Source organism: Kribbella sp. NBC_00382, from assembly GCF_036067295.1.
In the GTDB taxonomy this organism is placed as follows: domain Bacteria; phylum Actinomycetota; class Actinomycetes; order Propionibacteriales; family Kribbellaceae; genus Kribbella.
The window spans coordinates 1,141,285-1,167,684 of record NZ_CP107954.1; the positions used below are offsets into that span (position 1 = coordinate 1,141,285).

Sequence of the window (26,400 nt, forward strand, 5' to 3'; positions counted from 1 at the left end):
TCTCACGTAAGCGTTACGGGGATGGCCGCGAACCCACGCAGGAACTGGTGCGGGTTCCGGACCGGCGGCCGCGCGGACCGCAACGAGGGGAACCGTTCCAGCAGCCGGGGGAACGCGATCTGCGCCTCCATCCGGGCCAGCGAAGCGCCGAGACAGTAGTGCGGACCGGCGCCGAAGCTCAACGGCTTGAGGTTGGGCCGGTCGACGTCGAACAGATCCGGTTCCGGGAAGCGCTGCGAGTCCCGGTTGGCCGCACCGAGCATCACCAGCACGACCTCCTTGGGCGGCAGGACCGTACCGGCCAGCGAGGCGGCTTCCTCGGACCAGCGGGCGACGAACTGTACCGGCGCCTCGTACCGCAGTACCTCCTCGACGAAGGCCGCGGACCTTGCGGCCGGCCGCAACTCGGGGCGGTCGAGCAGCAACCACATGCCGTTGCCGATCAGGTGGATCGTCGTCACGAAGCTGGCGTTGAAGAGCACCAGCAGGTTGCAGATCAGGTCGTAGTCCGACACCTTGTGCAGGCCGGCGTCGATCGCCTCGACCAGTTGACTGATCAAGTCGTCAGTGGGCGCCTTGCGGCGCTCGGCGATGAGCGTCCGGTAGTAGTCGGACAGCTCGCGGGTCGCCTGATCGGCAGCCGCCAGAACCTCGTCGGTCTTACCGACCACGTCCAGGAAGTCGTTGATCCGCTCGACTCTCGGCCGGAACCAGGCCAGGTCGTCCTGCGGTATGCCGAGCAGCGCGGCGACCACACCGCTCGGCAACGGGTAGGCGAACTCCGTCATGAAGTCCGCCTCCCCGTCATGGTCGAACCGCTCGGCCAGCCGATCCATCAGACCGTCGACCAACTGGCCGACCGCCGGTTCCAGCTCGGCCACCCGGCGTGGTGTGAACACCTGGTGGAACAGGCGTCTGGCCTGCTGATGCCGGGCGCCGTTGCTGTACATCATCGAGTTGTTGAGCACCGCCAGGACCGGATGCTCCCGCCAGCCCACGCCGCCGAGCTCATCGCTGAACTCGTCGTCGGCGACCCGGAACCGCGGGTCCCGCAACAGCTGGTCGGCTGCTTGGTAGCCGGTGACCACCGCCGCATATCCGCCGCCGCCTTCCAGGAGGGAGACGGGACCGAGCTTGTGGAGTTCTGCGTAGTACCGGTACGGATCGTCCAGACCGGCTTCGCTGAAGAGTCCCTCGAGCACTTGATCGGCGGCGGTGGTCATCAGCAACTCACCGGACCAGCTGCAGCGGGATCGAGTCGGCCATCGCCTGGTAACCCACGTCGTTCATGTGGATGTGGTCGCCACCGTCGTACGCGGCCAGCAGCTTCTCGGGCGCGCTGGGGTCGCGGACGGCCTTGTCGAAGTCGATCACGCCGTCGAACTCGTGCTGGTTGCGCAGCCACTTGTTCACCGCGACCCGGGTGGTCTCCTTCTCCGGCGTCCAGCCGCCGGGCGTGGTGAACCCGCTGAACGGCGTGATGGTCGCGCCGATGCTGGTGATGCCCTTCTCGTGCAGCTGGCTGTTGATCTGCTGGAGCGCGGCGATGATCTGGTCCGAACTGGCACCGTTCATCCAGATGTCGTTCACGCCGAGCAGGGTGATGACGGTCCGGACGTCGGTCTGCGCGTAGACGTCCTCGTTCAGCCGGGCCAGCGCGTTCAGGCCGAGCTGCTGGATCCCGCTCGGAGCGCCGAAGATCGGGCCGTCGCTGTCCTCCAGCAGTCGGTTGCCGGCCTCGCCGACGTTCAGTACGCCGGGAGCATCGTGACGACGGTCGGCGACCAGCCGTTCGGCCAGCTGGTCGGGCCAGCGGTTGTTGGCGTTCGCCGTGCTGAGGTTGCCGTCCGAGATCGAGTCACCGAGCACGACGATCGAGCCGTCGGACTTCTCGGTCTTCACGTCCACCCCGGACAGGAACGTCCAGCAGCAGGCCCGGGTGGTGATGTACGGCGTACCGTCGGCCGCGTTCGTCAGGTCGCCGGGGCCGAAGTAGTTCTCCTGGTTCGTCGCAGCGTGCCAGGAGGTCGGGCCGGTGGCGGTCGGGTAGTAGACGCTGATCACCAGGGTGGCCAGGTCCGGCACCTTCAGGTTGACCGGGTCGCTGAGCAGCTCGGCGCCCTTGTTCATCACCGCGGTCGGCGAGCCGCCGTTGAAGGTCAGCGTGCGCTTGGACGCGACGTCGATGTCGGAGCCGATCGGCGTCGCGGTGTTGCCCTTCGCGACGGTCGCGGCACCGATGGTGATCGGCCGGTCGCCGTAGATGTTGGTGAAGCGGATCCGGACCTTGTCGCCCCCCACGGACGGCCGGACCACGTAGCGGGCGCTCTGGTTGTTGAGACCGGTGTTGGTGAAGCCGGCGCTCTCCGGCTTCACGATCCCGGTCGACCAGCTGCCCACCCACTCGGCCCGGTCGTGCCCACCGGACGTCTGGGCCACAGTCTGGGCCGACGATCCGGTGAAGACGAGAGCCGAGCCGGCGAGTGAAACGGCGGCCGCTAGAGCGGCCGATCTGACGGTACTGGGAATGCGCATGGAACAACCCCCCAATGGGTTGGCGCGCGACGGGTGGGAAATACCCTGCGCGAGTGGCGGTGACGGCAACTTAGTTCCGGATCGCTGACACGTCAACGGGCTCCTTGAATTGCTCGCTTGAATTCACCCGAAAGCTGGCCGCCGGCAATTTCTGGACGTACAGTCGCCCCGGATACCGAAAGGGTGGGGCGCCATGTCGGTCGATTTCGCGCTGGACAGAAACCTGGAGCAGTCCGGCTCCTATGTGGTGGCCGCGCTCCGGCTCTTCGCGCGGTACGGCGAGGCCGAGGCGATCGTCGCGGGCGGCCGCCGGCTGACGTTCGCGGAGCTGCGTACGCAGGTGCTCGACCTGGCCGCGACGCTGCAGGACCGCGGCGTCGGCCCGGGCACTGGCGTGCTCGTACTGGCCGGCAACACGATCGAGTTGCCCGCGCTCCAGCTCGCCCTGCACCTGGTCGGCGCCCGGACGATGTGGATCGCCCCGATCGCGGGCCGCCGGGAGATCGAGGCGTTCGCGCGGCTGTCCGAGGCTGACGTCTTCGTCTACGACGCCCGCACCAAGGCGGTACTGGGCGAGCGGCTGGCCGTCAGCCTCGCAGTACCGGTGCACTGCCTCGGCGCAGGCGGGTTAGGGCCAGACCTACTCACCAAGCCGGCGACCCAGTTCCAGCCGGAGTACGGCGATCTGACGCCCGCCACCTGCCTGCAGACGAGCGGGACCACCGGGGAGCCCAAGCTGGTGCACCACCGGCAGGCGTTCTACGAGCAGATCCTGACGCTGGCCGCCGACTACCTGGCCGCCGGGCTGCCCGTACTGCGGCACCTGTCGCACTCCCCGATGGCGTTCGCGAGCGGCCAGATCACCAGCTTCTTCAACCTGTTCATGGGCGGCGTGCTCTTCCTCGAGGACGACTGGGACGCAGGCCGCGCGCTCGCCACGATCGAGCGCGAGCAGATCAACTCGACGTACGTCTCACCGCCGCTGCTCTACCAACTGCTCGACCATCCGGACCTGCCTACGACCGACGTGAGCAGCCTGTTCATGCTCAACGTGGGAGCCGGCCCGGCCGCCCCCTCACGCTTGCGGCAGGCCATCAAGAGCTTCGGGCCGGTACTGCGGATCGTGTACGGCCTGAGCGAGGTCATCGTGGTGACGGCCCAGCCGGGGCTCACCGAGGACCCGGAGCATCCCGAGCGACTGCGGTCGAGCGGTACGCCGTACGGGGACGTGCAGGTGGAGGTCCGCGACGCTGCGGGCAACCGTGTAGCCCCAGGCCAGACGGGCGAGATCTACGCGACCAGCAGGCTCCGCTTCGCGGGGTACTGGGGGCGGCCGGACCTGACCGAGCAGGCCATCGTCGACGACTGGGTGCGGACCGGTGACCTGGGCTATCTCGACGCCGACGGGTACCTGTACGTCGTCGACCGCGTGCAGGACACCATCGTCACCGGGTCGAGCAACTGGAACGTGTACTGCCGCCCGATCGAGGACCTGCTCCAGTCGCATCCCGGGGTCCGCGCGGCGGCAGTGATCGGCGTACCGGACGAGGCGTTCGGGGAGGTGCCGCACGCGTACGTAGTCCGGTACGACGGGGCTGTGGTGACCGCTGCCGAGCTGCAGAAGCTGGTGCGCGACGAGTTCAACGAGATGTGGACGCCGCGAGAGATCGACTTCCTGGCCGAGCTGCCGCTGACCTCGGCGCACAAGGTCGACAAGGTGGCTCTGCGCGCCCAAGCCGCAAGTAGCCGAGGATGAGGCCGTCCCCGAAGACCTCGCTCGTCGCCCTGTTCACGGCCGACATCCTCTCCGCGCTCGGCACCCGGGTGTCCGCCGTCGCGATCCCGTGGCTGGTCCTGCTGAGCACCGGCAGCGCATCCAAGATGGGCGTGATCGCCGCCGCCGAGATGCTCCCCTACGCCCTGACCGGCGTGCTCGCGGCGCCGTTCGCCGACCGCTTCGGGCACCGCCGGACCTCGGTCGTCACCGACGTCGGCAGCGCGCTGGCGATGGTCGCAGTGATCCTGAGCCCCGGCTCGTCGTTCCTGCACCTCGCACTGCTGGTCGCCGCCGGCGGCGCGCTGCGCGGGATTGGCGACCGGGTCAAGCACGTGATGCTGCGGCCGCTGGCCGAGCAGTGCGGCGTCGGGATGCTCCGGGTCGCCTCGCTCTACGAAGGCCTCAGCCGGGGCGCCACGCTGGTCGGCGCCCCGCTGGGTGGTCTCCTGATCGCCCTGCTGGGCACCTACGGCGCACTCTGGGCCGACGCGATCTCCTTCGCCCTCTGCGGCCTCCTGGTGGCCACCCTGGTCGTGCTGCCCGTCGAAGAGTCGGCCGAGGCCGAGGCGCCCGTGAAGGAGCCGTACTGGACCGCTCTGCGGGGTGGCTTCAGCTTCCTGCGGGGTGACCAGGTGCTGATCGGGATGATGGTGATGACGTTCGCGATCAACGTCTTCAGCCAGGCCAGCGGCTCCGTCTTCACCCCGCTGTGGGTCGAGGAGGTGGTCGGGTCGCCGGTCGTGCTGGGCCTGCTGTTCGGCGGCTTCGCGGGCGGGGCGCTGCTCGGCAACGTGATCTTCACCGTCTACGCCGACCGGATCCCGCAGTACCGGGCGTTCCTGATCGGCGCCCTGGTCGGCGGCGCTCCCAGGCTGCTGACGATGGGACTGTCGGACCAGGTCTGGCTGGTCGTCTCGGTCAGCTTCCTGACCGGGATCGCGAACGCCTCGCTGAACCCGGTCATCGGCGCCACCCTCTACACCCGGGTACCACCGGCCCTGCAGACCCGGGTGTTCGGCCTGATGGGCGCACTCACCTTCGCCGGTATCCCCGTCGGCAGCCTGCTGGGCGGCTGGAGCGTGGCGTGGCTGGGCCTCCGCCCGGCGCTGCTCACGGCCGGTGGGCTCTTCCTGCTCGCCACCCTGATCCCTGTGATCCAGATGTACCGCCGGCCGTTGTCCATCCCGAAGTACGGCTCCCCTGCCCAACCCAAGACCGAGGAGGCCGCTTGATCGAGTCCGAGGACCCCTACTGTCTCCGTCCGGGCGAGAGCGCCGAGCTGCTCGCCGGGCACCCCTGGCGCCGCTTCGTCGTCCTGGGTGACAGCGTCGCCGAAGGCCTGTGCGAGCCGCTGGAGGGCTACAGCGACCTGCAGTGGGCCGACCGGCTGGCTGCAGAGCTGAGGGCCACAGCACCCGGCCTGGAGTACCTCAACCTAGGCGTGAGCGGCCTCCGGGCGCACGAGATCCAGGCGACCCAGCTGGCTCCTGCCCTGGCCTTCCGTCCGGACCTGGCCCTGGTGGTCGGCGGCGGCAACGACGCCTTCAGTGCCCGGTACGACGCCGCGCGGGTCGACGCCGCGCTGGAGGCGATGGTCACCGCGCTGCAGGAAGCCGGCGCGGAGGTGATCACGCTGGGCATGTTCGACGTGTCCGCGAGCCCGGCCATCGCCGACTGGCTGCGCCCGGGGCTGCACGAGCGGATGCGGCGGCTGTCCGAGCGGACCCGGCTCCTGGCCGAGCGGCTGGGCACCGTCCATGTCGAGCTGACCAACCACCCGCTGTCGACCGATCCGGGGCTTTACAGCGGCGACGGGCGGCACGGCAATGCGCGCAGCGACGCGGTCGCCACCGCAGTGACCCTGCGCATTCTTCAGAAGCATCTAGAAATGCACGTAAAATGACAATGCGGCAGCACGAATTGGCATTCTCAATTCGGCTCGGCCGAATTGCGGGCGGATCATGATCCGAAAACAACACTGTGAATCGCCGGGCCGGTGTCAAGGAAACCCGGAGACGGCCACCAAACCTTGGGAGGAGCACCGATGAACGACTCGCTCGGCCTGCTCGAGTTCTTCGCGATGAGCGACCTGGTCACGCCGATGGCGCTGCGCACCGCGGCCACCCTCCGGATCGCCGACCACCTCGCCGACGGTCCGCGCGACCTCAAGGACCTGGCGGTCGCGGCGGGCTGCGACGCCGATGCCCTGGGCCGGGTACTGCGCTACCTCGCTGCCCGTGGCGTCTTCGTCGCCCTCGACGACGACCGGTTCGAGCTGGGCGGGACGGCGCGCTGGCTGCTGGACGACGACCCGAGCGCGGCCCGCCGCTGGCTCGACCAGGACGGCTACGGCGCCACGATGGACCGGGCCCACCTCGACCTGCTCGGCATCGTCCAGCGCGGTGGACCGCTCCAGGCGGCCAACAAGACCAGCCTGGACGCGACGGCCGCCGCGTCGTACGACTCGCTGATGGCGGCCAACACCCGCAACGAGGCGCCGCTGCTGGTCCGGGCGATCGACTGGACCCGGTTCGAGCACGTGGTCGACGTCGGCGGTGGTACCGGGGTCCAGCTGGCCGCGATCCTGACCGCCTTCCCGCACCTGCGGGGCACGCTCGTCGAGCTTCCCGCCAGCCTCGAAGCCGCCGAGCGGTTGCTGGCCGACGCCGGGCTGAACGAACGCTGTGGCGTCGTCGCCGGCAACCTGTTCGAGCTGGAGCTGCCCGAGGCTGACGCCTTCCTGCTGCGGATGCTGGTGCACTCGTTCGAGGACGAGCAGGCCGTCGAGGCGCTGACCCGGTGCCGTCGCGCGCTCCGGCCGGGCGGCGCGATCTTCGTCGCGGAGGCGGCCGACACCCACCAGAAGGGGTTCACCACCCAGGACCTGATCGTCCTCGTGCTCGGCCATGGCCGGGAGCGCACGCTGGCGCAGTACGACGAACTCGCGAGCGCCGCGGGCCTGCGCCGGGTCGCGATCCACACCCCACCAGCCGGACCACGCGCCCTCGAGTACACCGCCTGAGATGGTCATCCGGCGCCCAGCAGTAGGGCGCCGGTGACGTGGACATTGCGCTTCAGGTTCAGGACCTCGCCCTCGCCCTGGCTGCCGATCCGCACGTAGCAGCCCGAGCCGCGCCGCCCGAAGGTGTACGGCCCGATCGAGAACGGCACCTCGGCCCGCTCGTGCTCACCGCTGGCCAGGTGGACGAAGTCCATCTCCATCCGGTCCGGCCGCGAGTAGTCCTGCACCAGATGCAGCCCGTCAGCCGCCCCACGCTCGATCAGCCCCTGCCACTCCTCAGCAGTCGCCTCGCGTCCGACCACCACTCCGGAGCCACCGAACTCATCGGTTGGCTTCAGCACAAGCTGCTCCCGCTCAGCGAGCACCGACGGCACCAGCGCCGGCGTGAGCAACCGCGTCCGCGGCAGGTGTGCCCGTACCAGCGCAGCATCGGCCTCCGGGAGGGAGTCGGCGTCCGCCCACAGCCACGCGAAGACGAGCTTGTTGCTGATCAGCCAGGAGGCCGCGGACGTGAACAGCTGCGCCGTACCGGCCTGAAGCGCACCCTTGATCGCCTGGAGCCCAACGGTCGGCGGCATCTCCGAGCAGACGAACAGCCGCAGGATCGTCTCGACCCGCCGGCCGCGCCCGACCAAGCAACCGTCAGCGTCGAGCGTCAGCCAGTCCACCGGCTGCACATCCATGTCGTAGCCGTTCTCCCGGCCACGCTCCACGAACGGCTGCAGCAACGCGACCAGCTTCTCCGGATCGTGCGACTCCGGGTACTCGCCATCCGTCCGGAACACCATCGTCAGCCGGGCCCCGTCGGGCAGATCGAGCGCCGAGCGGATCGCGGCGTACCGGCCGTCGACCGCGGACACCGGCGCCTCCACCGGTAGCAGCTCGGACACTCCAGAAGTACGGAAGAGCTCCAGGAAGCGCGTCGACACCTTCTCGGAGTCCCAGACGCTGCCGACATCGCTGCCCACGTTGAACTCGACGAACTTCGGCACCCCGTCGGTCAGCAGGATGTCCGGCCGCCCGGACACCGCCAGGTGATCACCGAGCGGCTCGGAGTCGTCCAGGAACTCGACCCGCCCCGCAGGGATCCCCAGCAACTCGCGCAGCTCACCCGCGGTACCGGCCCGGCGACGGCAGCACTCCAGCAGGAGCTGCAGCATCCGATCGCTCAACGTGTACAGCTCTTCCAGCCAGGGCTTGCTCATCAGCACCGGCCGCAACGGCTTCCACGTCTCGTTGTACGTCGCGATCTCGTCGAACACCGTCTGCCAGCCATCGGACCCAGCCGCCAGTACCGCCGCCCGCACCTCGTCGGACAAGTTGCCCCAAGCATCGAACCCAGGACGCCCCGCCCAGTCGAAATCGCTCACGTCGTCACCAGCAGCGGACCGGTCACATGGATGGCGCGCTTGAGGTTGAGCACCTCGCCGTGCTCGTGCGACCCGACCCGCAGGAAGCACCCGTAGGCCTTCCGACCGAACGTGTACGGCCCGACGGAGTACGGCACCTCGACCTGCAGTTCCTCGCCGGTCTCGATGTTCGTGAGGTCCATCGTCAACCGGTCCGGCCGCACGTAGTCCTGCAACAAGAACCCACCTCGGGTCAGAGCGTCCTCGAGCCCTTCCTTCCACACCCCCGGATCGGTCTCGTGCCCGACCAGTACGCCGGCGCCGCCGTACTCGTCAGCCGGCTTCAGCACCAGCGCCGCCTGCTGAGCAACGGCATCCTCAACCATCGTTGCCGTGAGCAGCCGGCTCCACGGCACGTGCTGCCGGACGAGCTCCTGGTCCGCGGGATCGAGCAGCTCGATGTCGTCCCACAGGTAGGTCAGCATGATCTTGTTCGCCAGCAGCCATCCCGCCGACGTCGTGAACAGCTTGGTCTTGCCCGAGTCGACAGCGGCCTGCAGCGCCGTCGTACCAGGGTCGTCCGGCATGTCCGTGCACACGAACAGGCGGAACACGGCCTCGACCTTGCGGCCCTGGGTGGCCAGGTCGCCGTCCTCATCGGTCTCCAGCCAGATCAGCGGCGACACGTCACCGTCGATCCCCAGCGCCGCCCCGCGCTCGACGTACGGGTCGAGCGAGCGGACGATCGCCTCGAGGTTGTCGCTGCCCGGGTACACGCCCTCGGTGCGCAGTACGGTCGTCAACCGGTCGCCCGGCTTGAGCCCGAGCAGGTCGATGATCGCCCGGTACCGGCCGTCGACCGGCAACGGCGGCTCTTGAACCCCGACCGGACCGTCGGCCCCCTCGAGGGTGGTCAGCCCGTGGTCGGAGAACGAGGTCAGGAACCGCTTCGACACCCGCTCGGTGTCCCAGACGCAACCGGCCTCGCTGCCGATGTTGAACTCGACGAACTTCGGCACCCCGTCGCTGATCAGGATGTCGGGCCGGCCGGACTGGATCAGGTGCTCGCCGAGCTCCTCCTCGTCGTCCAGGTAGCCGATCAGGCCGTCCGGCGTCCCGAGCAGCTTGCGCAGCTCCCCCGCCGTCTTCGCGCGCCGCATCCCGGTCTCCAGCAGCAGCTGGAGCAGGCGGTCCATCACCTCGCCGAGGGCGTCGTACGTGGCCTGGTGGATCATCACCGGCCGCAGCGGACGCCAGGACTTATTGAAGGTCAGGACACCGTTGAAGACCTTCTTCCAGTCCTCCGCCCCGGCCGCGAGCACCTTGTCCTTGGTTGCCTGTGGCAACTCTTCCCAGTAGTCGAAGGAAGTCGCCCGCCAGTCGAAGTCCATCAGTGCCCCTCCAGATTCACGAGCAGTAGGCCGCCGGTGAGCGCGCCTTGGGTCAGGTTGACGACGCCACCCGCACCGGGCGGCGAGAAGCGGGTGAAGCCACCGGCCGGCACCCGGTCGAACTGGTACGTCGAGACGCAGTACGAGACGTCCGCCTCGACCACCTCGCCCGACTCCGGCTTGAGGAACTGCATGGTCAGCGGATCCGCCTCGATCAGCTCCTGGATCAGATGCGGCCCCTCGGCCCCGTCGACGGCGGCCTGCCAGTCCTCCGGCGAGGTCAGCGGACCGATGAACACCCCGTGGCCGCCGTAGTCGTCGGTCGGCTTGAACACCAGCCGCTCGCGGTCGTCCAGCGTGCGTTGCCGCAGCTCGGGCCGGTACAGCCAGGTCCGCGGGATGTGTGCGCGGACGATCTCGGCATCTTCTTCCGGCAGTTCGCCGAGGTCGTCCCACAGCCAGGCGAAGATCGTCTTGTTGCTCAGCAACCAGACCGCGGACGGCAGGAACATCCGGAACGTGCCCGCCGCGTTCGCCGCCCTGAGAGCAGCCATCCCCGCGGTTCCCTCGTCGTACGTCGGCACGAACATCCGCCACACGGCATCGAGGATCCTGTCCCCCGCCAGCAGCCGGCCGTCCGCGTCCTGCTTGATCCACTCGAGCGGATAGACGATCAGGTCCACGCCCAACTCACGACCGCGATCGGCGAACGGCCGCAGCCGATTGATCATGTACTCCGCGTCGTCCGCGCGCGGGTAGCCACCACCGGCGGCGTAGACCATCCCGGTCGTCTTGCCCGGCCCGACATCCGCGCGGATCGCGTCGAACCGCCCGTCGATCGCCGACGACGGCGCTGCGGCACCCATCGCGGTGAACACCGGCTCGTCGCGATAGACCTCCATCCACCGCTTGATCACGCCGTCGGCGTCCAGTACCCCGCCCAGCGCGCTCTCGACGTTGCACTCGACCATCCGCGGCACCCCGCGCTCCAGCAGCAGGTCGGAGCGGATCGCATTGATCAGCCGCCCGGTCAACGGCTCACTGTCGTCCAGCAACTGGATCCGGTCCTCCGAAACCCCCAGTACCTTGCGCAGCTCACCCGCCGTCCGCGCCCGCCGCCGGCACGCGTCCAGCACCAGCTGCGACACCCGCTGCGTGATCCGGTTCATCTCGGCGAACCCGGCATGGGTCGCGACCGGCGAGCGGAGCGGGATCCAGTTCTGGTTCTGCAGCGCGACGTCGTCGTAGACCTGCTGCCAGTACTTGTGGCCGTAGGCAAGGAACTTCTCGCGGACGTGCTCCGGCAGCACCGGCCAGAGCTCGGCGGCCGATGGTCGATTGGTCACTTCGCATTCCTCCCCAGTACGCCGCGGATGGCCGCGACCAAGTCGTCTCGTCCTGGCTGGACAGCCCGGTCCAGCGCCAGCGCGAACGGCAGTACAGCCCCATCGGGCCGGGTCACCCGCCGCGGCGGAGCGTCCAGTTCGAAGCGCTCAGCCGCGACCGCCAGTACTTCCGCCCCGAACCCGCTCGTCCGGTTGGAGTCGTCGATGACCACCAGCCGCCGGGTCCGGGCAACCGATGCGGCCAGCCCCTCGACATCCAGCGGATAGACAGTGCGCGGATCGAACACTTCGATCGACGCCTCCCCCGCCAGCTCGTCGGCCACCGCGATCGCATCCTGCACAAGGTGGCCCAAGGCAACGACCGTGACGTCGGACCCCGCCCGTGCGACCCGCCCGACACCGAGCGGTACCGGCGCCAGAGTCGAGAAGTCGACATCGTCGCGGAACCCCAGCGCTCCGGACGGCGCGAACACGACCACCGGGTCGTCATCCCGGATTGCGGACAGCAACAACCCGTACGCGTCCGCCGGAGTCGCCGGTACAACCGTCTTCACCCCGACATGAGCGAACAAGCTGTAGGGATGATCGGAGTGCTGACCGGCCCACCCGGTTCGCGAGCCTGACCCTGGTACGACGTACGTCACCGGCACCTTGCACTGCCCACCGGACATCAGCGACAGCTTGTGCGCCTGGTTCGCGATCTGCTCGAAGACGAGGAAGAGCAGCGACGGGATCTGGAACTCGATCACCGGCCGCATCCCCGCCAGCGCCGCCCCGGTCGCGAAATTGGTGAAGGCCTGCTCCGACAACGGAGTGTCGAGCACCCGTTCCGGACCGAACCGGCCGAACAAGCCGGCGGTCAGGTTCGAGGCCGCGACCCGGACGTCCTCACCGAGCACGAACACGCGCTCATCGGCCTCGAGTTCGTCGCCCAACGCACGGTTGAGAGCCTTCAGGTAGGACAGTTTGGGCATCAGCTGAACACCTCCGGCGATGCGTAGAGATACTGCAGAGCCGCATCCGGGTCGGGGTGAGCGCTGCCGAGCGCGATTCCGGCCGCCGCGTCGAGCAGCGCCTCGATCTCGGTATCGACGGCCGCCCGGTCGTCCAAGGACAGGCGGGCGCCCTGGATCTCCACCGGATCCCGCGACCACCCGGCAGCGAGTTCCTCATTGGACCGATAGTTGAGCCGCGCCCGATGCTCGAACGTATGGTGCGCATCGAACCGGTACGTCGTGCACTCGAGGAAGGTCGGTCCCTTGCCGGCCCGCGCCCGCTCGACGGCAGCTGTCGTTGCCGCCAGCACCTTCTCCGGATCCTGCCCGTCGATCGTGAAGGCGGGCATGCCGAACGCCTTCGCCCGGCCGGTGATGCTGCCCGCGACCGCGGAGTCCACCGGCATCGTGGTGGCATAGCCGTTGTTCTCGCAGACGAACAGCACCGGTACGTTCCACAGCGCCGCCAGGTTGAATGCCTCTAGCAACATTCCCTCGTTGACCGCGCCGTCACCGAAGAAGGTGGCCGCCACCGTCGACTTGCCCAGCCTGCGTTGCGCCCAGGCCGCGCCGGTGGCGATCGACCCGGCCGCACCCACGATGGCGTTCGCCCCCAGGATGCCGAGGCTGAAGTCAGCCGCGTGCATCGAGCCGCCGCGGCCCTTGTTGAGCCCCGACTCCCGGCCCATCAGCTCGGCGAACATCCGGGCCGGGTTCACCCCCTTCGCCAGCACGTGCCCGTGCCCGCGATGCGTGCTGGTGATCAGGTCGTCCGCACGCAACGCGGCGCACACCCCGGCCGCGATCGCCTCCTGACCGACGTACGGGTGAATGCCGCCGACGATCTCGCCGGACCGGACGAACTCGATCGCGCGCTCCTCGAAGCGGCGGATCAGCCGCACGGTCCGGTAGAGATCGATGGAGGTCATTGAGTCAGCCCTTGATCGCGGCCAGGATGGCGTCCCAGAGGCGGGCGCGGGCGGCGAGCGCGGTGTTGATGGTGTCGGCGCAGGCGTCCCACTTCTCCTGGTCGTCGCCGCACAGGTCGGCGACCATCTGCATCGCCATCGGGGTGTGGAACTCACCGTCCACCTCGATGTGCCGCTCCAGGTAGTCGACGAAGGTGTTGAGCTTCTTCGACCGTTCGTTCACCGCGACCACCTGGGTGAACATGTCCGGGATCAGGTCCTCCCGGCCGAACGCGAACGCGGCCGCCTGGCAGTGCACCGGCGCGCTCTCGATGATGGTCCAGGTGGTACCGGCGAAGTCGATCGACGCCTGCGGTACGCCGGCCGCCGCGAGCGACTCGACCACCGGGGCGCCGTCGCGGAGCAGCGCGATCAGCTTGTCGATCGAGCTGGTGTCCGCGCCGGCCTCGTGCATGCCGTCGACGTACAGCTCGAAGTGGCTGATGAAGGCCGGCCGGCCGTCGTCGCCGCCCAGCTCGTCGCTCTCCTCGACCATCACGATGTCGTTGATCAGCCGGCGGCTGCTGCGGTGCTCGGTCGGGATCCACGGCACCGTGACGCAGGTGAGCTCGCGCTGCAGCGACTTCAGCAGCGACATGAAGTCCCAGACGGCGAAGACGTGGTGCTCCATGAAGGTGACCAGCGACTCGTGCGTGTCCAGGTTGGCGTAGAGCGGGTGCTGGACGACCTTGTCGCGGGCCTCGGAGACGGCCTTCTCCAGCTGCTCGATGCCGGGGTGGGTCTGACCCCAGTCGTAACGTGACATGTCCTTCTCCTTGGTTTAGCGGTCGGCCCAGAGCGTCGGGCAGAAGTCCGGGTCGGCGTAGTCGGGCTTGCCGTCCGGGGTCCGGCGGACCAGCGCGTCGTGGTTGTACGCCGCGAGGGTGCCGTCGGAGAGCGGGAACTCCCGGTAGGAGTTGCCGCCGTCCTGCAGGTGCAGCGAGATCGCCCGGCGCGGGCGGTCGCTGACGTTCGCACCGCTGCCGTGGTACGTCCGGCAGTGGTGGAAGTTCATGTGGCCGCGCGGAATGGTGATCGGCAGCTTGGCCACCTCGACCCCGTTGTACTGCGCGTTGTCGATCAGCATCTGGTCGAGCTGGGACTTGTCCCGGTCGGCGAAGTGGCGCACGACGGTGTCGTCGCTGCCGATCTCCTTCCACCGGTGGCTGCCGTCGACCATCGTGATCGTGCCCATCTCGGGCGGGCAGTCGTGGAACGGGATGAACGCGGTCAGCATCCGGTCCGAGGACGACGACGACCAGTAGTGCTTGTCGAAGTGCCAGGGCACGATGTTCGACGGCTCACCCTTGATCGGCGGCTTGTAGATCAGGGTGGACTGGAAGATCCGGATCTCGTCGACCTGCGCGAGCCTGGCCGCGACCGCGCCGATCAACGGTTTGGTCAGGATCTTCGCCAGCCCGTCATGCTCGTAGTGCACGTAGTCGTTGTGCCGCTGGACGTCACCCTTGGACGGATCCCAGTACGCGAGCTTCGGCGGCGCGACGGGGAGATTGCGGTCGCGTTCGCCGGCGTAGTACCGCTCGCTGGAGTCGACCAGCTCGTCGGTCTCGTCGTCGGTGAGCAGCTTCTTGGACAGGTACCAGCCGTGTTCCTGGTAGAAGGCCACATCCTCGTCGGATGGGAGCAGGTCGATCTCTTCTGCTGACAAGGTGAACTCGAGCGACCGGGGCGGTGGGGTGGGCGAGGAATTCAACACAGTCATACCTCGACCCCCTGCAGCTCGCGCTCCTTCGCTTCGTACAGCGCCTTGATGTTGCCGCTGCCGAACGTCATCGCGCCGCGCCGCTCGATGATCTCCAGGAACAAGGTCCGCCGGACGTGCATCGACTCGGTGAAGATCTGCAGCAGCTGACCCCAGTGGTCCTTGTCCACCAGGATGCCGAGCTCTTCCAGTTCCGCGATCGGCGTCTCGACCTCACCGACCCGCTCCGGCAGCGCCTTGTAGTACGCCGACGGCGAGGCGAGGAAGTTGACCCCGCGCTCCTTCAGCGTGCCGACCGCCTCGACGATGTCGCTGGTCCGCAAGGCGATGTGCTGCACACCGGCACCCGCGTGCCAGGTGAGGAAGTCGTTGATCTGCCCCGGCCGGCGGTTCGGGTCGGGCTCGATCAGCGTGAACGTCACGTGCTTCGACGGGCTCTGGACGACGGTCGACTCCATCCCCTGACCGGCCACCTCGATGTACTCGTCGAAGATCGGCAGGAAGCCGAAGACGTTCTCGTAGAACTCGACGGTCGGCTTCAGCTGGCCCGACGGCACACAGATCGCCAGGTGGTCGATCTCGCTGAACAGCTTCTCGTCCGGGCCCTTCGACGGCTCGGTGATCGTGAACGCGCCCGGCAGGAACTCCCGCCGCGGACCGTGCCGCTCGACCAGCCGGTGGATCACGTCGCCGAAGCCGGCCACCTCCGCGATCACCACGGTGGTCTCGTGCTCGTCGGAGTACGTCACCGGCTCTTTGACGGAAGCGGCGCCACGGCCGAGCAGCTCGGTGTAGGCGACCGAGGCGTTGTCCACCTCGATGCCCACCACGGCGACACCGTCACCGTGCCGCTGGACGTACTCGGCGGCGGGGTGGTCGGCGGCCAGCCCCGAGGTCAACACGATCTGTACGGCGCTCTCCCGCAGCAGCAGCGAGCGCTGGTCGGTCAACCCGGTCTCCGGGCCGCCCTGGCCGTGCACCTGCAAGCCGAACGCGTGCGTCAGGTAGAACGCCGCCTGCTTGGCGTCGCCCACGTACATCTCCACGTGGTCGATCCCGTAGATCTCCATCACAGTCCTCTCACCCTGTCTTCCCCTCTCACTTCTTTTGTGCTCGGAGGTCCGAACAGCAGGCTGACGTTCTGGCCGCCGAACCCGAACGAGTTCGACAGCGCGTACTCCGGACGCGCCTCGCGCGGCTCCTTGCGCACGTGATCCAGCGGACAGGCCGGATCGGGGTCGTCGAGGTTGTACGTCGGTGGCACCAGCCCGGTGCTGACCGCCATCGCACTGGCGGCCGCCTCGACGACTCCGGACGTGCCGAGCATGTGCCCGGTGAGCGCCTTGGTGGAGCTCACCGCTGGACCGGATCCCTTGAAAGCAAGGCCGATCGCCGTCGATTCGGCGACGTCACCGAGCTTCGTGCTGGTGCCGTGTGCGTTGACGTAGCCGACCTGCTCCGGGCTGATGTTGCCGCTGGCAAACGCCAGTCGCATGCACGCGGCTGCTCCTTGACCGTCGGGGCGCGGCGCTGTCGGGTGGTGGGCATCGGCGTTGACGCCGTAGCCCGCGACATCGGCGTACCCTCGCGCGCCGCGCCTGTCGGCGTGCTCGGCACTCTCGAGGACGAGCAGCGCAGCGCCTTCCGACAGTACGAACCCGTTCCTGCGCAGGTCGAACGGGCGACTGGCCTCAGTCGGGTCGTCCCAACCGCGGGCCAGTGCGCGGGCGTTGGCGAACGTCTCGGCGAACGTCGGGAACAGCGGCGCCTCGCTGGCCCCGCAGATCACCACATCCAGCTCACCGCTGCGGATCAACCGGACTCCGTCCGCGATCGCCTGCGCGCCGGAGGCACACGCCGTACCGACTGAAGAGGTGTAGCCGCGGATGCCGAACCGGATCGCCACCCGGGCGGCAGGCATGTTCGGCAGGATCCCGGTGAGCAGGTACGGACTGACCGCCGCGCGTCCACGCTCGGCCCTGGCCAGTACCTGCTTCTCCAGCGTCGCCATCCCGCCGACGCCGCCGATGATCACGCCGATCCGCTCAGCTGCAACGTTCTCGCCGACCACGAGCCCCGCATCGGCCAACGCCTCCTCGGCGGTCAGCTGCGCAAGGATGACCGTCCGGTCCATCACCTTGCCGTCGGGACCGCTCGCGATCGTCCCGGCGTCGAACTCCGGCAGAAACCCCGCCAGCTCCACCGAGTTCGCCACCGGGTGATCCACCGGCGGCCGGCTGATCCCCGACCGCCCATGCAACAAGGCCCCGAACACGTCGTCGACGCCCCGCCCAACCGGCGTCATCAGCCCCATGCCGGTGATCGTCACGGCGGTCATCGGCCGGCCCCCACAACACTCTGCTCCGCTAGGCGTTCGGTGCGAAGGGCAACCTTGCGGACCTTGCCGGTCACCGTCACCGGTACCTCGTCCTCGCCCACCACGTGGATCCGGCGGATCGTGCCGGCCACCTCTTCACCCACCGCGGCGAGGATCCGCTCGTCCCGTTCCCTGATCGGATCGGCATCGGCCGGGACCTCGAGCAGTACGTCGGTGAGGAACTGGCCGTTCTCCTGGACGATGATCACCGTGCAGTCCTGCACCTCGGGTAGCGCAGCGAGGATGCGCTCCTCGGACATCGAGGTGTAGAGCTGCGGGCCCTCGAAGCCCGCGACCGCATCAGGCACCCGGTCGAGGTGGAAGTAGTGGCCGGCCTCGTCGCGATAGACCAGATCACCCGTCAGGAACCAGCCGTTGAGCCGGAACTTGTAGGTGTTGACCGAGTCGTTCCAGTACCCCGGCGAGACCGTCGGCGACCGGAACCCGAGCAGCCCGACCTTGCCCGGCGGCAGCTCCTCACCGGCCGCGTCGAGCACCGTCGCCGAGGCAAACTGATAGGGCTTGCCGATGCAGCGGCCGTAGTGGTCGGAGTCGACCGTGTGGGTGATGTGGAACCCGTTGTGCCCCATCTCGCTCGACCCGAGACCGTCGACGAAGTGCGAGCCGCGGACCGTCACCCGCCCTTCCCGGGTCACCGTCTCACGGGTGCCGACGGCAACCAGTTTGCGGATGTGCGGCTCATGCGCGCAGTCTCCGGTGTTGAACCACATCCGCACCGAGTCGAGATCATGTGCGCCCAGGTCCTCCCGAGCCAGCCCGGCCCAGGTGACAGCGAATCCGTACACCCCGCGCGGCTTCCAGCGCTCGATCTGCGCCAGCACCGTCGACGCGTCCTGGGTCGACAGCAGCAGCATCTCGGCCCGGTTGCCGAGCACCTGGTTGACCATCAGGATCGTCGCGGTGTGCGGGATCGGCAGCGCGTTGAGGATGCGATCGGTCCCCTGCGACTGCGGCATCGTGAGCAGGTGCTTCAACGCGGCGTACAAGGTCTTGTGGGTATGCAGCACAGCCTTCGGCACTCCGGTCGTACCGGACGTGTGGGTGATCACGATCGGGTCGTCCTGGTGATGCCGGTACTGCGCCGGCGCCAGCGCCGGATCCCCGGTACCCAGGTCGCGCGGAGCCCCCAGGATCGGTGCCTCCTGCAACAACCCGCTGTGCGCCTCGTCCACCAGCACCCCGGTCACCCGCAAGCGCCGGATGTACTCCTCCGCGATCGACGGCGCCATCTTCCCGTTCAGCAACGCGGGAATCGCCCCGATCCGGGTCAGCGCGAGGAAGCTCAGCACGATGTCGGCGGCCTCGGTCGCCCAGATCGCCACCACGTCCCGTCGCCCGATCCCCCGCTCGTGCAACCACGCAGTACGCACCTGGACGCGCTCGTCGAGCTCACCGAGCGTCAGCGGATGCTCAGCCGGGAAGTCGTCGACAGCCGTGTCGAACGTCAGCCCCGGCCCATTCAGGTCGGCGCCGTGCGCGATCACGGTCGCCAGCACATTGCCCGCACCGATCGCCGGATCGGCTGCCAGTTGAGCTCTCAGACTCTTCATGAAGGTTCTCCCCCACTCACCAACAGGGCGACGGCGGTGTCGCCCTGACTTGCCTGTTCCACGAGCACGACCAGCACCTGGTCCGCGTCCCCGTCCGCGATCAGCAGCGCGGCCTGGTCGAAGCCGGCCTGCCGCGGATCACCCGGCGGATTGAGGCAGACGACCGGCCCGTGCAGTCCCCAGCGCGCGGCGACGTACCCGGCCACGCTGTTCGGGACCGACTGGAAGAAGTACAACGGCCCGACTCGCTTGCCATCGGCAACGAGTGACCGGACCTGCTCGGCCGACTCCCGGTCACCGGTTCGGCTGACCAGCACGATGCCGACCTTTTCCCCTTGTTTTGCAGCCACTTCGCCGTACAAAGACTGCAGGCAACGATCGGCGACGACGGCCACCAACGGGCTGAACGTCGACCCGATGAAGCCCGGCAACGCCGGCGGACCTGCCAGCGCGTCGTCACCCGGCTGCGGCCAGTGACTGTCCGTAACCACGCGGAGTTCGGGAATCTCGACCAGATCGCTCATCCAGCACGCACCAGCAAGGCCGTGTTGGCGCCCCCGAAGGCAGCATTCAGCGTCAGCCCGTACTGCGCTGTCGCAGGCCGCGGCGCATCGAGGATCAGGTCCAGCGGGCACATCGGATCGACCTCGGTGAACCCCGCATTGACCGGAAGCTTCCCCGCGCGCAACGCCAGTACCGTCATCACAAGCTCAAGCAGACCCGAAGCCTCCAGCGCGTGCCCATGCACCGACTTCGTCGAGCTGACCGGTACGTCCGTCGGAAACACCGACCGGATCGCGGCCGCCTCGGACGCGTCGCTGAAGATCGTCCCGGTGGCGTTCGCGTTGATGTAGCCGACAACGTCGGAAGGCAACTCCGCCTTGCGCAACGCAGCCTCGATCGCCGCCGCCAGTCCTTGCCCGTCCGGCGCGGGCTGGCAAGGGTGGTGCGCATCGCCGGCTCGTCCCCAGCCCGCGATCTCGGCCTGGCCATCTCCTCGTTGCAGGACGACCGCGACGACGGCGTCGCCGAGCAGGAGTCCTCTGCGATCGAGGCTGAACGGCCGGACCGTACTGTCGTCCGTCAACGCCCGGCCCGCGTCGAACAGGGCGAACTGGTCCGGCTCGACCAGATAGCCCGCCGCCACGACGATCCGCTCCGCATAGCCGTAGCGGATCAGCGCGGCCGCGTCGGCGACCGCAGTACTGGCTGAGACGCAGGCGCTGGTGTAGATCTTCGCGGCTCTGGTCGCCAGCCCGCGGACGCCGGAGCGACCGTGTACTGCGAGGAACAACGGCGTCGTCGCCCGCTGCGCCGGAGTCAACCCCGCGTCGGCGCAGGCGTCGATGACCGCGTCGAGCAGTTCTTCCTCCAGCGACCGGACGTCGACGGCCGTGGCCGCACGGGTCGCCCGGCGGTTCGAGGTGTCGAACCGCCGTACCTCACCGAAAGCTGACGCACCGGGAAGGGCCGCGGCCAGTTGCGCCTCGGCACCACGGCCGAGCGCGCTCAGGACGGAGAAGCCCGTGATGGAGACCTGGTCAGACATGACTCTTCAGCGCTTCCGCCAGCACGGTGACGGCGTCGTCGATCGTCCTGATCCGGTCCAGCTGGTCGTCGTCCAGCTCCAGGTCGTAGCGCTGCTCGACCTGGTGCACGAGCCAGGCCAGCTCCATCGAATCGATCCGTTCCCGGACCTCGCCAGGTTGGCGATCACCCAGCGCAGCCAGCCAGTCGACGATCTCGGCCCTACCGGGCGGGGGCTGAGCTGCAGGTTGGACCGAAGGCTGGGGAATGCTGCTCATCAGACCTGCTGCGCTACCCGGCCGGCCACCGCGGTGGTGAACTCGCCGACGGTCATCAGGGCCAGCTCCTCGGACTCGTCGTCGGAGAACCGGACGCCGAACTTGTCCTCGACCCGGACCGACAGGTCGGCCAGCGCGAGCGACTCCAGGTCGACACCGGCCGGGCCGAGCGTCGTCTCGTCGTCGATTCCCTCGACGTCGTAGTTCATGTCCTGCAGCTGCGCGATGACGAACTCGCGAACCTCTTCCCTCATCGGGATACCTTCTTCCTGTGATTCAGCGTCCGGGCACCGATCTGGCCCCCGTGCACGTCTGGCTGAAACCCGTCGAGCGCGACCAGCGATCCGCCGCTCACGCCCTGCTCCTCGACCTCGCCGGCACCCTGCTCACCAGCAGCAGCACCGGCACCGGCACCGGTATCGGCACCCCGGTACTGCGGCACGACGCCGCCGGTGCTCCCCACGTCGACCCGCTCGCGGTGAGCATCAGCCACAGCCAGCGCCTCGTCGCCGTCACCGCCGGACTGTCGGGCCCAGTCGGCATAGACCTCGAAGACCGCTACCCCCGACCCGTCAGCGCCCTCGCCCGCCGCTGGTTCACCCCGGCCGAGCTCGCCTGGATGCGGGTCCAGCCCGAAGAACTCGAGGCATTCCTGCACCTCTGGACTGCGAAGGAAGCGATAGGCAAGGCTCTCGGCACCGGCCTCCGGAGTGGTGGCTTGCGCCGCCCCATCCCACTTCCCGCGCCCGGTGAGGGCGGGGGTGGCCCGCTGGTTGGTGGGCTTGTTGCTTCCGCGGAGCACCTCGTCCTGGCGCACGTTCCGGTGGCGGCCGACGCGGTGGTTGCTGTTGTCGTGCCGGTCGGTACTCCGGCCATCGAGGTTCTTGAGCATCACGGCGCCGCTTTGCGGAGTACCGCGGTGTCGCGGACCAGCTTCCCGGTGGTTGTCCGGGGCAACTGAGCGAGGACCCGGACACTGCGGGGACGCTTGTACGACGCCAGCAGCTGGGCGAGATCGGCCTCGATCCGCGCCACGTCGCGTTGCTCGTTGAGCTGCACGTACGCCGTGATCGAACCGTCGTGGACAACGACGGCGGCCTCGATGCCGCGCAGCGTGTTCAGCGTGTACTCGACCTCGGTCAGGTCGACCTTCAGCCCACCGACCGACACCTGCGAATCCAGCCGCCCCTTGATCGAGACCAGGCCGGTCTCCGGGTCGATCACACCCGCATCCTTGGTGCGCAACCAGCCGTCGGCCCAGCGACTCGGATCCGACAACCCCAGGTACGGCGACTCCGGCCGACGGACGTGCAACTCCCCATCGACCGCCCGTACCTCGATCCCCGGTGCGGGCAGGATCGCCGGCCGATGCGCGCCGAACAGATCGGTGCCGATGACCCCGACCTCGGTCATCCCGTACATGTTGCCGAGCGGCACCCCGTACTTGTCCTCGAAAGCACCTGAGATCGCCTTCGGCACCAGCTCGCCACCGGTCGTCATCCGCTTGAACTGCGGCAACCGCGGCGGCTCGTTGACCGAGGCAAGCAACCCGATGTGGAACGGCACGCCGAGCACCGTCGCCGGACTCTTCCCGCTCGCGATCGCGGCGACGATGGCGTCGCCGGTCAGCCGCGCGGGCGGGACCAGTTCGACACCGGCGTGCAGGCAATACATCAGCCCGCCCACCAGACCGAGCACATGGACCATCGACGGCAGCAGGATCACCCGCTCACCCCGCAACGGAACACCGTCGATCCGGGTGTACCGGTGCACCTCTTCGATCAGGTCCTCGGCGGTCCGGCCGATCACCTTCGACGGCCCGGTCGAGCCCGAACTGAGCTGGACCACGGCGTGCGCGGTGTTGGCCGGGTGACCCGAATAGCTGGCCACGGCGGTCTCGACGTCGACGAACGTGCGCAAGCCGGCCGGGACCGCTCCGTCAGGCGACACCACCACCTGCGGGACCAGCCGCTCGACCGCCCGGCGGACCTCGTAGTCGGTCAGCCGGTGATCCAGCAGGATCGCCTGCCCACCGAGCCGCCAGACCGCCAGCAAATGCGTCACAAACGCCATTGACGGGGGTAACCGCAATGCGGCCGCCCCACCCGGGCGCAAACCCGATTCCGCCAATTCGGACTGCCGTTCCAGCACCAGCCGGCGCAGCATTCCACGATCAATTGGGGTAGGGAGTCTGAAACAGATGTCACTGGCCTCACCGGCCAGCAGCACCTCATCGACCCACTGGGCGCCCATAGTGGTTCCGGGCACCACGACAGTACCGTCCATGGTCATCCGAGCTCCGAGGTTGCCTTGAACACAAAGGATTCAGAGCACCAGAGCCCCCACCAAGGCTTGGCGATGACGTGACGATACGACAAGATCACGCACTCGGTCTACGGACCGAAAGTGACGGTTAGGATACCCTCGGCAACGTGTTCCAGATCGCTTTTCTTTCCGCCCCGAATGAGCGATGCTGCTCCGTTTTGCGAGCCCCGAAACTCAAACACTCCAACAGCAAGCAAACCGGACGAGGAGCATCGACCGGTTAGCTTTCACGTTCAATAACTCCCCTGCGAAGGGTTCCCCCCGGAGAATTCAAACTGTTGTTTTCCGTACTGTTCCAGAACGGCGGCAACCAAAATATTTCAGATTTTCCGCTGCCACTCCTCGGTCAGCTCGACCTCGCGGTAGCCGAGCCGCTCGTTGACCGCGTTCATCGCGGTGTTCTGCTCGGCGTTCCAGGTGTGCATCACGACCGGCGCGGTGTGCGTGCGCTGCAGTTCGAGATGGTTGCGGACCTTCAGCGCCAGCCCGAGCCGGTGCCCGCGATGGGCCGGCGCCACCAAGGTGCCCGACTGGAAGGCGTTGGCGGCGTCGTTGGCGGAGATGGTGAGCTCGGTCTGCCCGGCGAGCGTTCCGTCCGGCGCGATCGCGACGGTGACCCAGAAGCGGCGGCCCTGGGCCCGCGCCTGGCTCTCCCGGAACCGGATCCGGGCCGCGTCGTACACCTCGGCCTCGACCTCCAGCTCACCCATCGGCGCCTCGTCCAGGAAGGTGCCCTCGAGCTCGGCATACGCGTCGACCAGGTCGTCAGGGCAACGGTCCTGCCAGGTGACGAGGCGATAGTCACGATGGTGATCGGCCACCTCGGCCGCCAGTTCGTCCAGGAAGTTCTGCTCGAGCGGAAGGCGAAGGATCCGGTGCCGATCAGCGATCCCCACGGTCATACCGTGCGCCCGGACGAAGGCCTGGCCTGGCGTCTCGGTACCGAGCGGAGTGTGCACCATGGCATGCACGACCGTCCGCCCATGATGCGCGAGCCGCTCCTCGGCAACCTTCGCCAACGCAGTCCCGTACCCCTGGCGGCGATGATCCGGTACGACACCGAGGTCGACGGAGGCGAGGTTGATGTTGTCCTTCTGCGGCAGATCGATCTGCAGGAACCCGGCGACCTGACCACCCTCGTCCCGGGCGACCCAGAGCTCGCGATCGAAGTACGGCGATTCCAGAGTCACCGCCACCCGCATCTCCTCCAGCGACCACGGGACAGCAAACTCCCGGCCGGCCGTCGTCGCCTCCGCCATAGCGGCATGCCACGCGTCAAAGGCGGCCGGGTCGTGTGGGTCGATGCGCTCAGTAATCACCCTCCCGAGAGTAGGGAGCACTGGATCACCGAGCGAACGGTTTTACGCAGACGCGCTGAGCAGCCCGAGGGCGACGGCTACGCGGCCGCCTGCCTGGGAGAGGGCCCGGCGGGCCTCTGGGATCGGCGAGCCGGTCAGGAGGTGGACCAGGGCCGGTTTGAGCTCGCCATCGGCTTCGGCGAGCGCGGCGGCGCAGGCTTCGGGGTCGGCGCCGGTCGCTTCGCCGAGGATGCGGAGCATGCGGCCGCGGAGCTTCTGGTTGGTGGCGACCATGTCGACCATCAGGTTGGACCAGGTGCGGCCGAGTTTGATCATCAGCGTGGTCGAGAAGCTGTTCAGGATCAGCTTCTGGGCGGTACCGGCCTTCAGGCGGGTGGAGCCGGCGATGACCTCGGGGCCGGTGTCGGCGGCGATCACGATGTCGGCCAGCGGGGCCAGCGGAGCCGAGGGGTTCGACGTCACCAGGGCTGTGGTCGCGCCGACCGCTCGGGCGGCTTTCAGAGCGCCGGCGACGTACGGCGTACTGCCGGAGGCCGCGAGTCCGATGACGATGTCCCGGCCGGTGACCGAGGCAGCCTCGGCCGCTCCACCCTCCTCGGAGTCCTCGACGTTCTCGACCGCACGCAGCAGCGCCTCCATGCCACCGGCGTGGTGGGCCACCACCAGGTCGTCGGGGACGTGGAACGTGGGCAGGAGCTCGGCGGCGTCGAGGACCGCGAGTCGCCCGGACGTACCGGCGCCGAAGTAGTGCACTCGGCCGCCGTTGCGGACGGCCTCAACGGCAGCGTCCACTGCCCGCGCCAGCTCAGGGATCACCGCGGCGACTGCGCCGGCCACCCGGGCGTCCTCCGCGTTGACCATCCGGAGAATCTCGGTGGTGCCCACCGCATCGATCGCGAGCGTCCTGGGGTTGCGCTGCTCCGTGGGTGTGATCACAGAATCGATGTTAGTTTTCTACTGAAGGATTTTCAATTCTGTTGATCATTGACAGACGTCTTCAGGCGGTGACCGCGGACCGCAGTAGCCGTCTCCTCGAGCGCCTTGCGGGCGTCCGGCAGTACCGACTGTGCCACGCCGATGAACAAACAGTCGATCACCATCAGCTGGACGATCCGGCTGGACATCGCGCCGGAGCGATAAGTCGTCTCGCGCGCGGCCGTGGTGAGGACAAGATCGGCGGTCCGGGCCAGCGGCGACCGGGGAAAGTTGGTCACCGCGACCGTGGTGGCGCCGTGCTTGGCGGCCTCCTCGAGCGCCTCGACCACCTCGGCGGTCGTCCCGGTGTGGGAGATGCCGATTGCGACGTCTCCCTCACCGAGAAGCGCGGCGCTGGTCAGCGCGACGTGCACGTCCGACCAGGCGAACGCGACCCGGCGGATCCGGTGCAGCTTCTGCTGCAGGTCGAGCGCGACGAACGCGCTCGCGCCGGTCCCGTACAGGTCGACCCGCGGCGCCTTGGCGACCGCGGCGACGACCTTGCCCAGCGACTCGATGTCGAGCTGCTGCGCGGTCTCCCGGACCGCCTTCTCGTCCGCGAAGGCGACCTTGCCGACGACGTCCGCGAGCGAGTCACCGGGCTCGATGTCGCCGCCGACCTCGGGCCGGATGTTCTCCGTGGCCGACTGAGCCGCCAACTGCAGGCGGAGCTGCGGATAGCCGGGGACGCCGATCTGCTTGCAGAACCGGATGACCGTGGTCTCCGAGGTGGAGGCCACCTCGGCCAGTTCGGAGATCGTCATCGCCGCCACCCCGCCCGGGTCCGCGAGGACCGCGTTCGCCACCCGCTGCTCGGCCGGCGCCAGCGCGGGCATCACCGCGCGGACCCGGACCAGCAGCGGCCCCGTGGGTTCTGGAGAGGTAACTGAAGTCATGACGCCACCGTACGGCGATTAAGCAC

At 68.4% G+C, this 26,400-nt stretch carries 25 protein-coding genes; 5 read left to right on the plus strand and 20 right to left on the minus strand.

What is annotated here, in order from left to right; all coding sequences use genetic code 11:
- Positions 1-2 precede the first annotated feature (2 nt).
- Positions 3-1,223, minus strand: coding sequence for a cytochrome P450 (locus OHA70_RS05590; protein ID WP_328329263.1), 1,221 nt, complete (start codon positions 1,221-1,223; stop codon positions 3-5).
- A gap of 7 nt (positions 1,224-1,230) precedes the next feature.
- A complete protein-coding gene (locus tag OHA70_RS05595; RefSeq protein WP_328329265.1) occupies positions 1,231-2,535 on the minus strand; it encodes an SGNH/GDSL hydrolase family protein in 1,305 nt (434 codons plus the stop codon).
- Between the two features lie 193 nt (positions 2,536-2,728).
- On the opposite strand from OHA70_RS05595, the gene OHA70_RS05600 reads away from it, so the two are divergent.
- The 4 genes from OHA70_RS05600 to OHA70_RS05615 all read left to right on the plus strand — a co-directional run bounded on the left by OHA70_RS05600 (position 2,729) and on the right by OHA70_RS05615 (position 7,334).
- Positions 2,729-4,291: a class I adenylate-forming enzyme family protein gene (locus tag OHA70_RS05600; RefSeq protein WP_328329267.1), complete on the plus strand. Its 1,563-nt coding sequence runs from the start codon at positions 2,729-2,731 to the stop codon at positions 4,289-4,291.
- The gene (locus OHA70_RS05605) at positions 4,288-5,544 is read left to right on the plus strand and encodes an MFS transporter (protein ID WP_328329269.1); all 1,257 of its coding nucleotides are present in this window, start codon (positions 4,288-4,290) and stop codon (positions 5,542-5,544) included. The genes OHA70_RS05600 and OHA70_RS05605 overlap by 4 nt, the downstream gene beginning before the upstream one ends.
- Positions 5,541-6,215 (plus strand): SGNH/GDSL hydrolase family protein, encoded by a 675-nt coding sequence (locus tag OHA70_RS05610; protein ID WP_328329271.1) that lies wholly within the window; start codon positions 5,541-5,543, stop codon positions 6,213-6,215. The genes OHA70_RS05605 and OHA70_RS05610 overlap by 4 nt, the downstream gene beginning before the upstream one ends.
- A 141-nt stretch (positions 6,216-6,356) precedes the next feature.
- Positions 6,357-7,334 carry a methyltransferase gene (locus OHA70_RS05615; RefSeq protein WP_328329273.1) on the plus strand — a complete coding sequence of 326 codons (978 nt, stop codon included), beginning with the start codon at positions 6,357-6,359 and terminating at the stop codon, positions 7,332-7,334.
- Between the two features lie 5 nt (positions 7,335-7,339).
- Here the strand turns inward: OHA70_RS05615 and OHA70_RS05620 are convergent, their stop codons facing one another.
- Genes OHA70_RS05620 through OHA70_RS05685 form a run of 14 tightly spaced genes read right to left on the minus strand, consistent with a single transcriptional unit; the run spans position 7,340 to position 21,113 of the window.
- The gene (locus OHA70_RS05620; RefSeq protein WP_328329275.1) at positions 7,340-8,704 is read right to left on the minus strand and encodes a hypothetical protein; all 1,365 of its coding nucleotides are present in this window, start codon (positions 8,702-8,704) and stop codon (positions 7,340-7,342) included.
- A complete protein-coding gene (locus OHA70_RS05625; RefSeq protein ID WP_328329277.1) occupies positions 8,701-10,074 on the minus strand; it encodes a hypothetical protein in 1,374 nt (457 codons plus the stop codon). Before OHA70_RS05625 ends, OHA70_RS05620 begins: the two co-directional genes overlap by 4 nt.
- Complete coding sequence (locus OHA70_RS05630; RefSeq protein WP_328329279.1) at positions 10,074-11,420, minus strand: hypothetical protein; 1,347 nt, start codon at positions 11,418-11,420, stop codon at positions 10,074-10,076. The genes OHA70_RS05625 and OHA70_RS05630 overlap by 1 nt, the downstream gene beginning before the upstream one ends.
- On the minus strand, positions 11,417-12,394 hold the full coding sequence (locus OHA70_RS05635; RefSeq protein WP_328329281.1) for an alpha-ketoacid dehydrogenase subunit beta: 978 nt from the start codon (positions 12,392-12,394) through the stop codon (positions 11,417-11,419). Before OHA70_RS05635 ends, OHA70_RS05630 begins: the two co-directional genes overlap by 4 nt.
- Positions 12,394-13,344 carry a thiamine pyrophosphate-dependent dehydrogenase E1 component subunit alpha gene (locus tag OHA70_RS05640; RefSeq protein WP_328329283.1) on the minus strand — a complete coding sequence of 317 codons (951 nt, stop codon included), beginning with the start codon at positions 13,342-13,344 and terminating at the stop codon, positions 12,394-12,396. Before OHA70_RS05640 ends, OHA70_RS05635 begins: the two co-directional genes overlap by 1 nt.
- Positions 13,345-13,348: 4 nt before the next feature.
- The gene (locus OHA70_RS05645) at positions 13,349-14,149 is read right to left on the minus strand and encodes a DUF3050 domain-containing protein (RefSeq protein WP_328329285.1); all 801 of its coding nucleotides are present in this window, start codon (positions 14,147-14,149) and stop codon (positions 13,349-13,351) included.
- 15 nt (positions 14,150-14,164) lie between these two features.
- Positions 14,165-15,106, minus strand: coding sequence for a phytanoyl-CoA dioxygenase family protein (locus OHA70_RS05650; RefSeq protein WP_328329287.1), 942 nt, complete (start codon positions 15,104-15,106; stop codon positions 14,165-14,167).
- Positions 15,103-16,176 (minus strand): 4-hydroxyphenylpyruvate dioxygenase, encoded by a 1,074-nt coding sequence (gene hppD / locus OHA70_RS05655; protein ID WP_328329289.1) that lies wholly within the window; start codon positions 16,174-16,176, stop codon positions 15,103-15,105. Before hppD ends, OHA70_RS05650 begins: the two co-directional genes overlap by 4 nt.
- On the minus strand, positions 16,176-17,444 hold the full coding sequence (locus tag OHA70_RS05660) for a beta-ketoacyl-[acyl-carrier-protein] synthase family protein (protein WP_328329291.1): 1,269 nt from the start codon (positions 17,442-17,444) through the stop codon (positions 16,176-16,178). Before OHA70_RS05660 ends, hppD begins: the two co-directional genes overlap by 1 nt.
- Complete coding sequence (locus tag OHA70_RS05665; protein WP_328329293.1) at positions 17,441-19,054, minus strand: class I adenylate-forming enzyme family protein; 1,614 nt, start codon at positions 19,052-19,054, stop codon at positions 17,441-17,443. Before OHA70_RS05665 ends, OHA70_RS05660 begins: the two co-directional genes overlap by 4 nt.
- Positions 19,051-19,578, minus strand: a complete 528-nt coding sequence (locus tag OHA70_RS05670; RefSeq protein WP_328329295.1) for a beta-ketoacyl synthase chain length factor — start codon at positions 19,576-19,578, stop codon at positions 19,051-19,053. The genes OHA70_RS05665 and OHA70_RS05670 overlap by 4 nt, the downstream gene beginning before the upstream one ends.
- A complete protein-coding gene (locus OHA70_RS05675) occupies positions 19,575-20,603 on the minus strand; it encodes a beta-ketoacyl synthase N-terminal-like domain-containing protein (protein WP_328329297.1) in 1,029 nt (342 codons plus the stop codon). The genes OHA70_RS05670 and OHA70_RS05675 overlap by 4 nt, the downstream gene beginning before the upstream one ends.
- Positions 20,596-20,859 carry an acyl carrier protein gene (locus OHA70_RS05680; protein ID WP_328329299.1) on the minus strand — a complete coding sequence of 88 codons (264 nt, stop codon included), beginning with the start codon at positions 20,857-20,859 and terminating at the stop codon, positions 20,596-20,598. Before OHA70_RS05680 ends, OHA70_RS05675 begins: the two co-directional genes overlap by 8 nt.
- Complete coding sequence (locus tag OHA70_RS05685; protein WP_328329300.1) at positions 20,859-21,113, minus strand: acyl carrier protein; 255 nt, start codon at positions 21,111-21,113, stop codon at positions 20,859-20,861. Before OHA70_RS05685 ends, OHA70_RS05680 begins: the two co-directional genes overlap by 1 nt.
- Before the next feature lie 17 nt (positions 21,114-21,130).
- Here OHA70_RS05685 and OHA70_RS05690 point away from each other — a divergent pair, with 17 nt between their 5' ends.
- The gene (locus OHA70_RS05690; protein WP_328329302.1) at positions 21,131-21,820 is read left to right on the plus strand and encodes a 4'-phosphopantetheinyl transferase family protein; all 690 of its coding nucleotides are present in this window, start codon (positions 21,131-21,133) and stop codon (positions 21,818-21,820) included.
- Here the strand turns inward: OHA70_RS05690 and OHA70_RS05695 are convergent.
- From OHA70_RS05695 to OHA70_RS05710, 4 genes are all read right to left on the minus strand, one after another.
- Positions 21,751-23,151 (minus strand): class I adenylate-forming enzyme family protein, encoded by a 1,401-nt coding sequence (locus OHA70_RS05695; protein ID WP_328329304.1) that lies wholly within the window; start codon positions 23,149-23,151, stop codon positions 21,751-21,753. The two genes, OHA70_RS05690 and OHA70_RS05695, sit on opposite strands and share 70 nt — an antisense overlap.
- Before the next feature lie 353 nt (positions 23,152-23,504).
- Entirely contained in the window at positions 23,505-24,503 is a 999-nt protein-coding gene (locus OHA70_RS05700) for a GNAT family N-acetyltransferase (RefSeq protein WP_328329306.1), read from the minus strand.
- A 42-nt stretch (positions 24,504-24,545) separates the two neighbouring features.
- Complete coding sequence (gene murQ, locus OHA70_RS05705) at positions 24,546-25,439, minus strand: N-acetylmuramic acid 6-phosphate etherase (protein WP_328329308.1); 894 nt, start codon at positions 25,437-25,439, stop codon at positions 24,546-24,548.
- A gap of 32 nt (positions 25,440-25,471) precedes the next feature.
- The gene (locus OHA70_RS05710) at positions 25,472-26,374 is read right to left on the minus strand and encodes a MurR/RpiR family transcriptional regulator (protein WP_328329310.1); all 903 of its coding nucleotides are present in this window, start codon (positions 26,372-26,374) and stop codon (positions 25,472-25,474) included.
- Positions 26,375-26,400 lie beyond the last annotated feature (26 nt).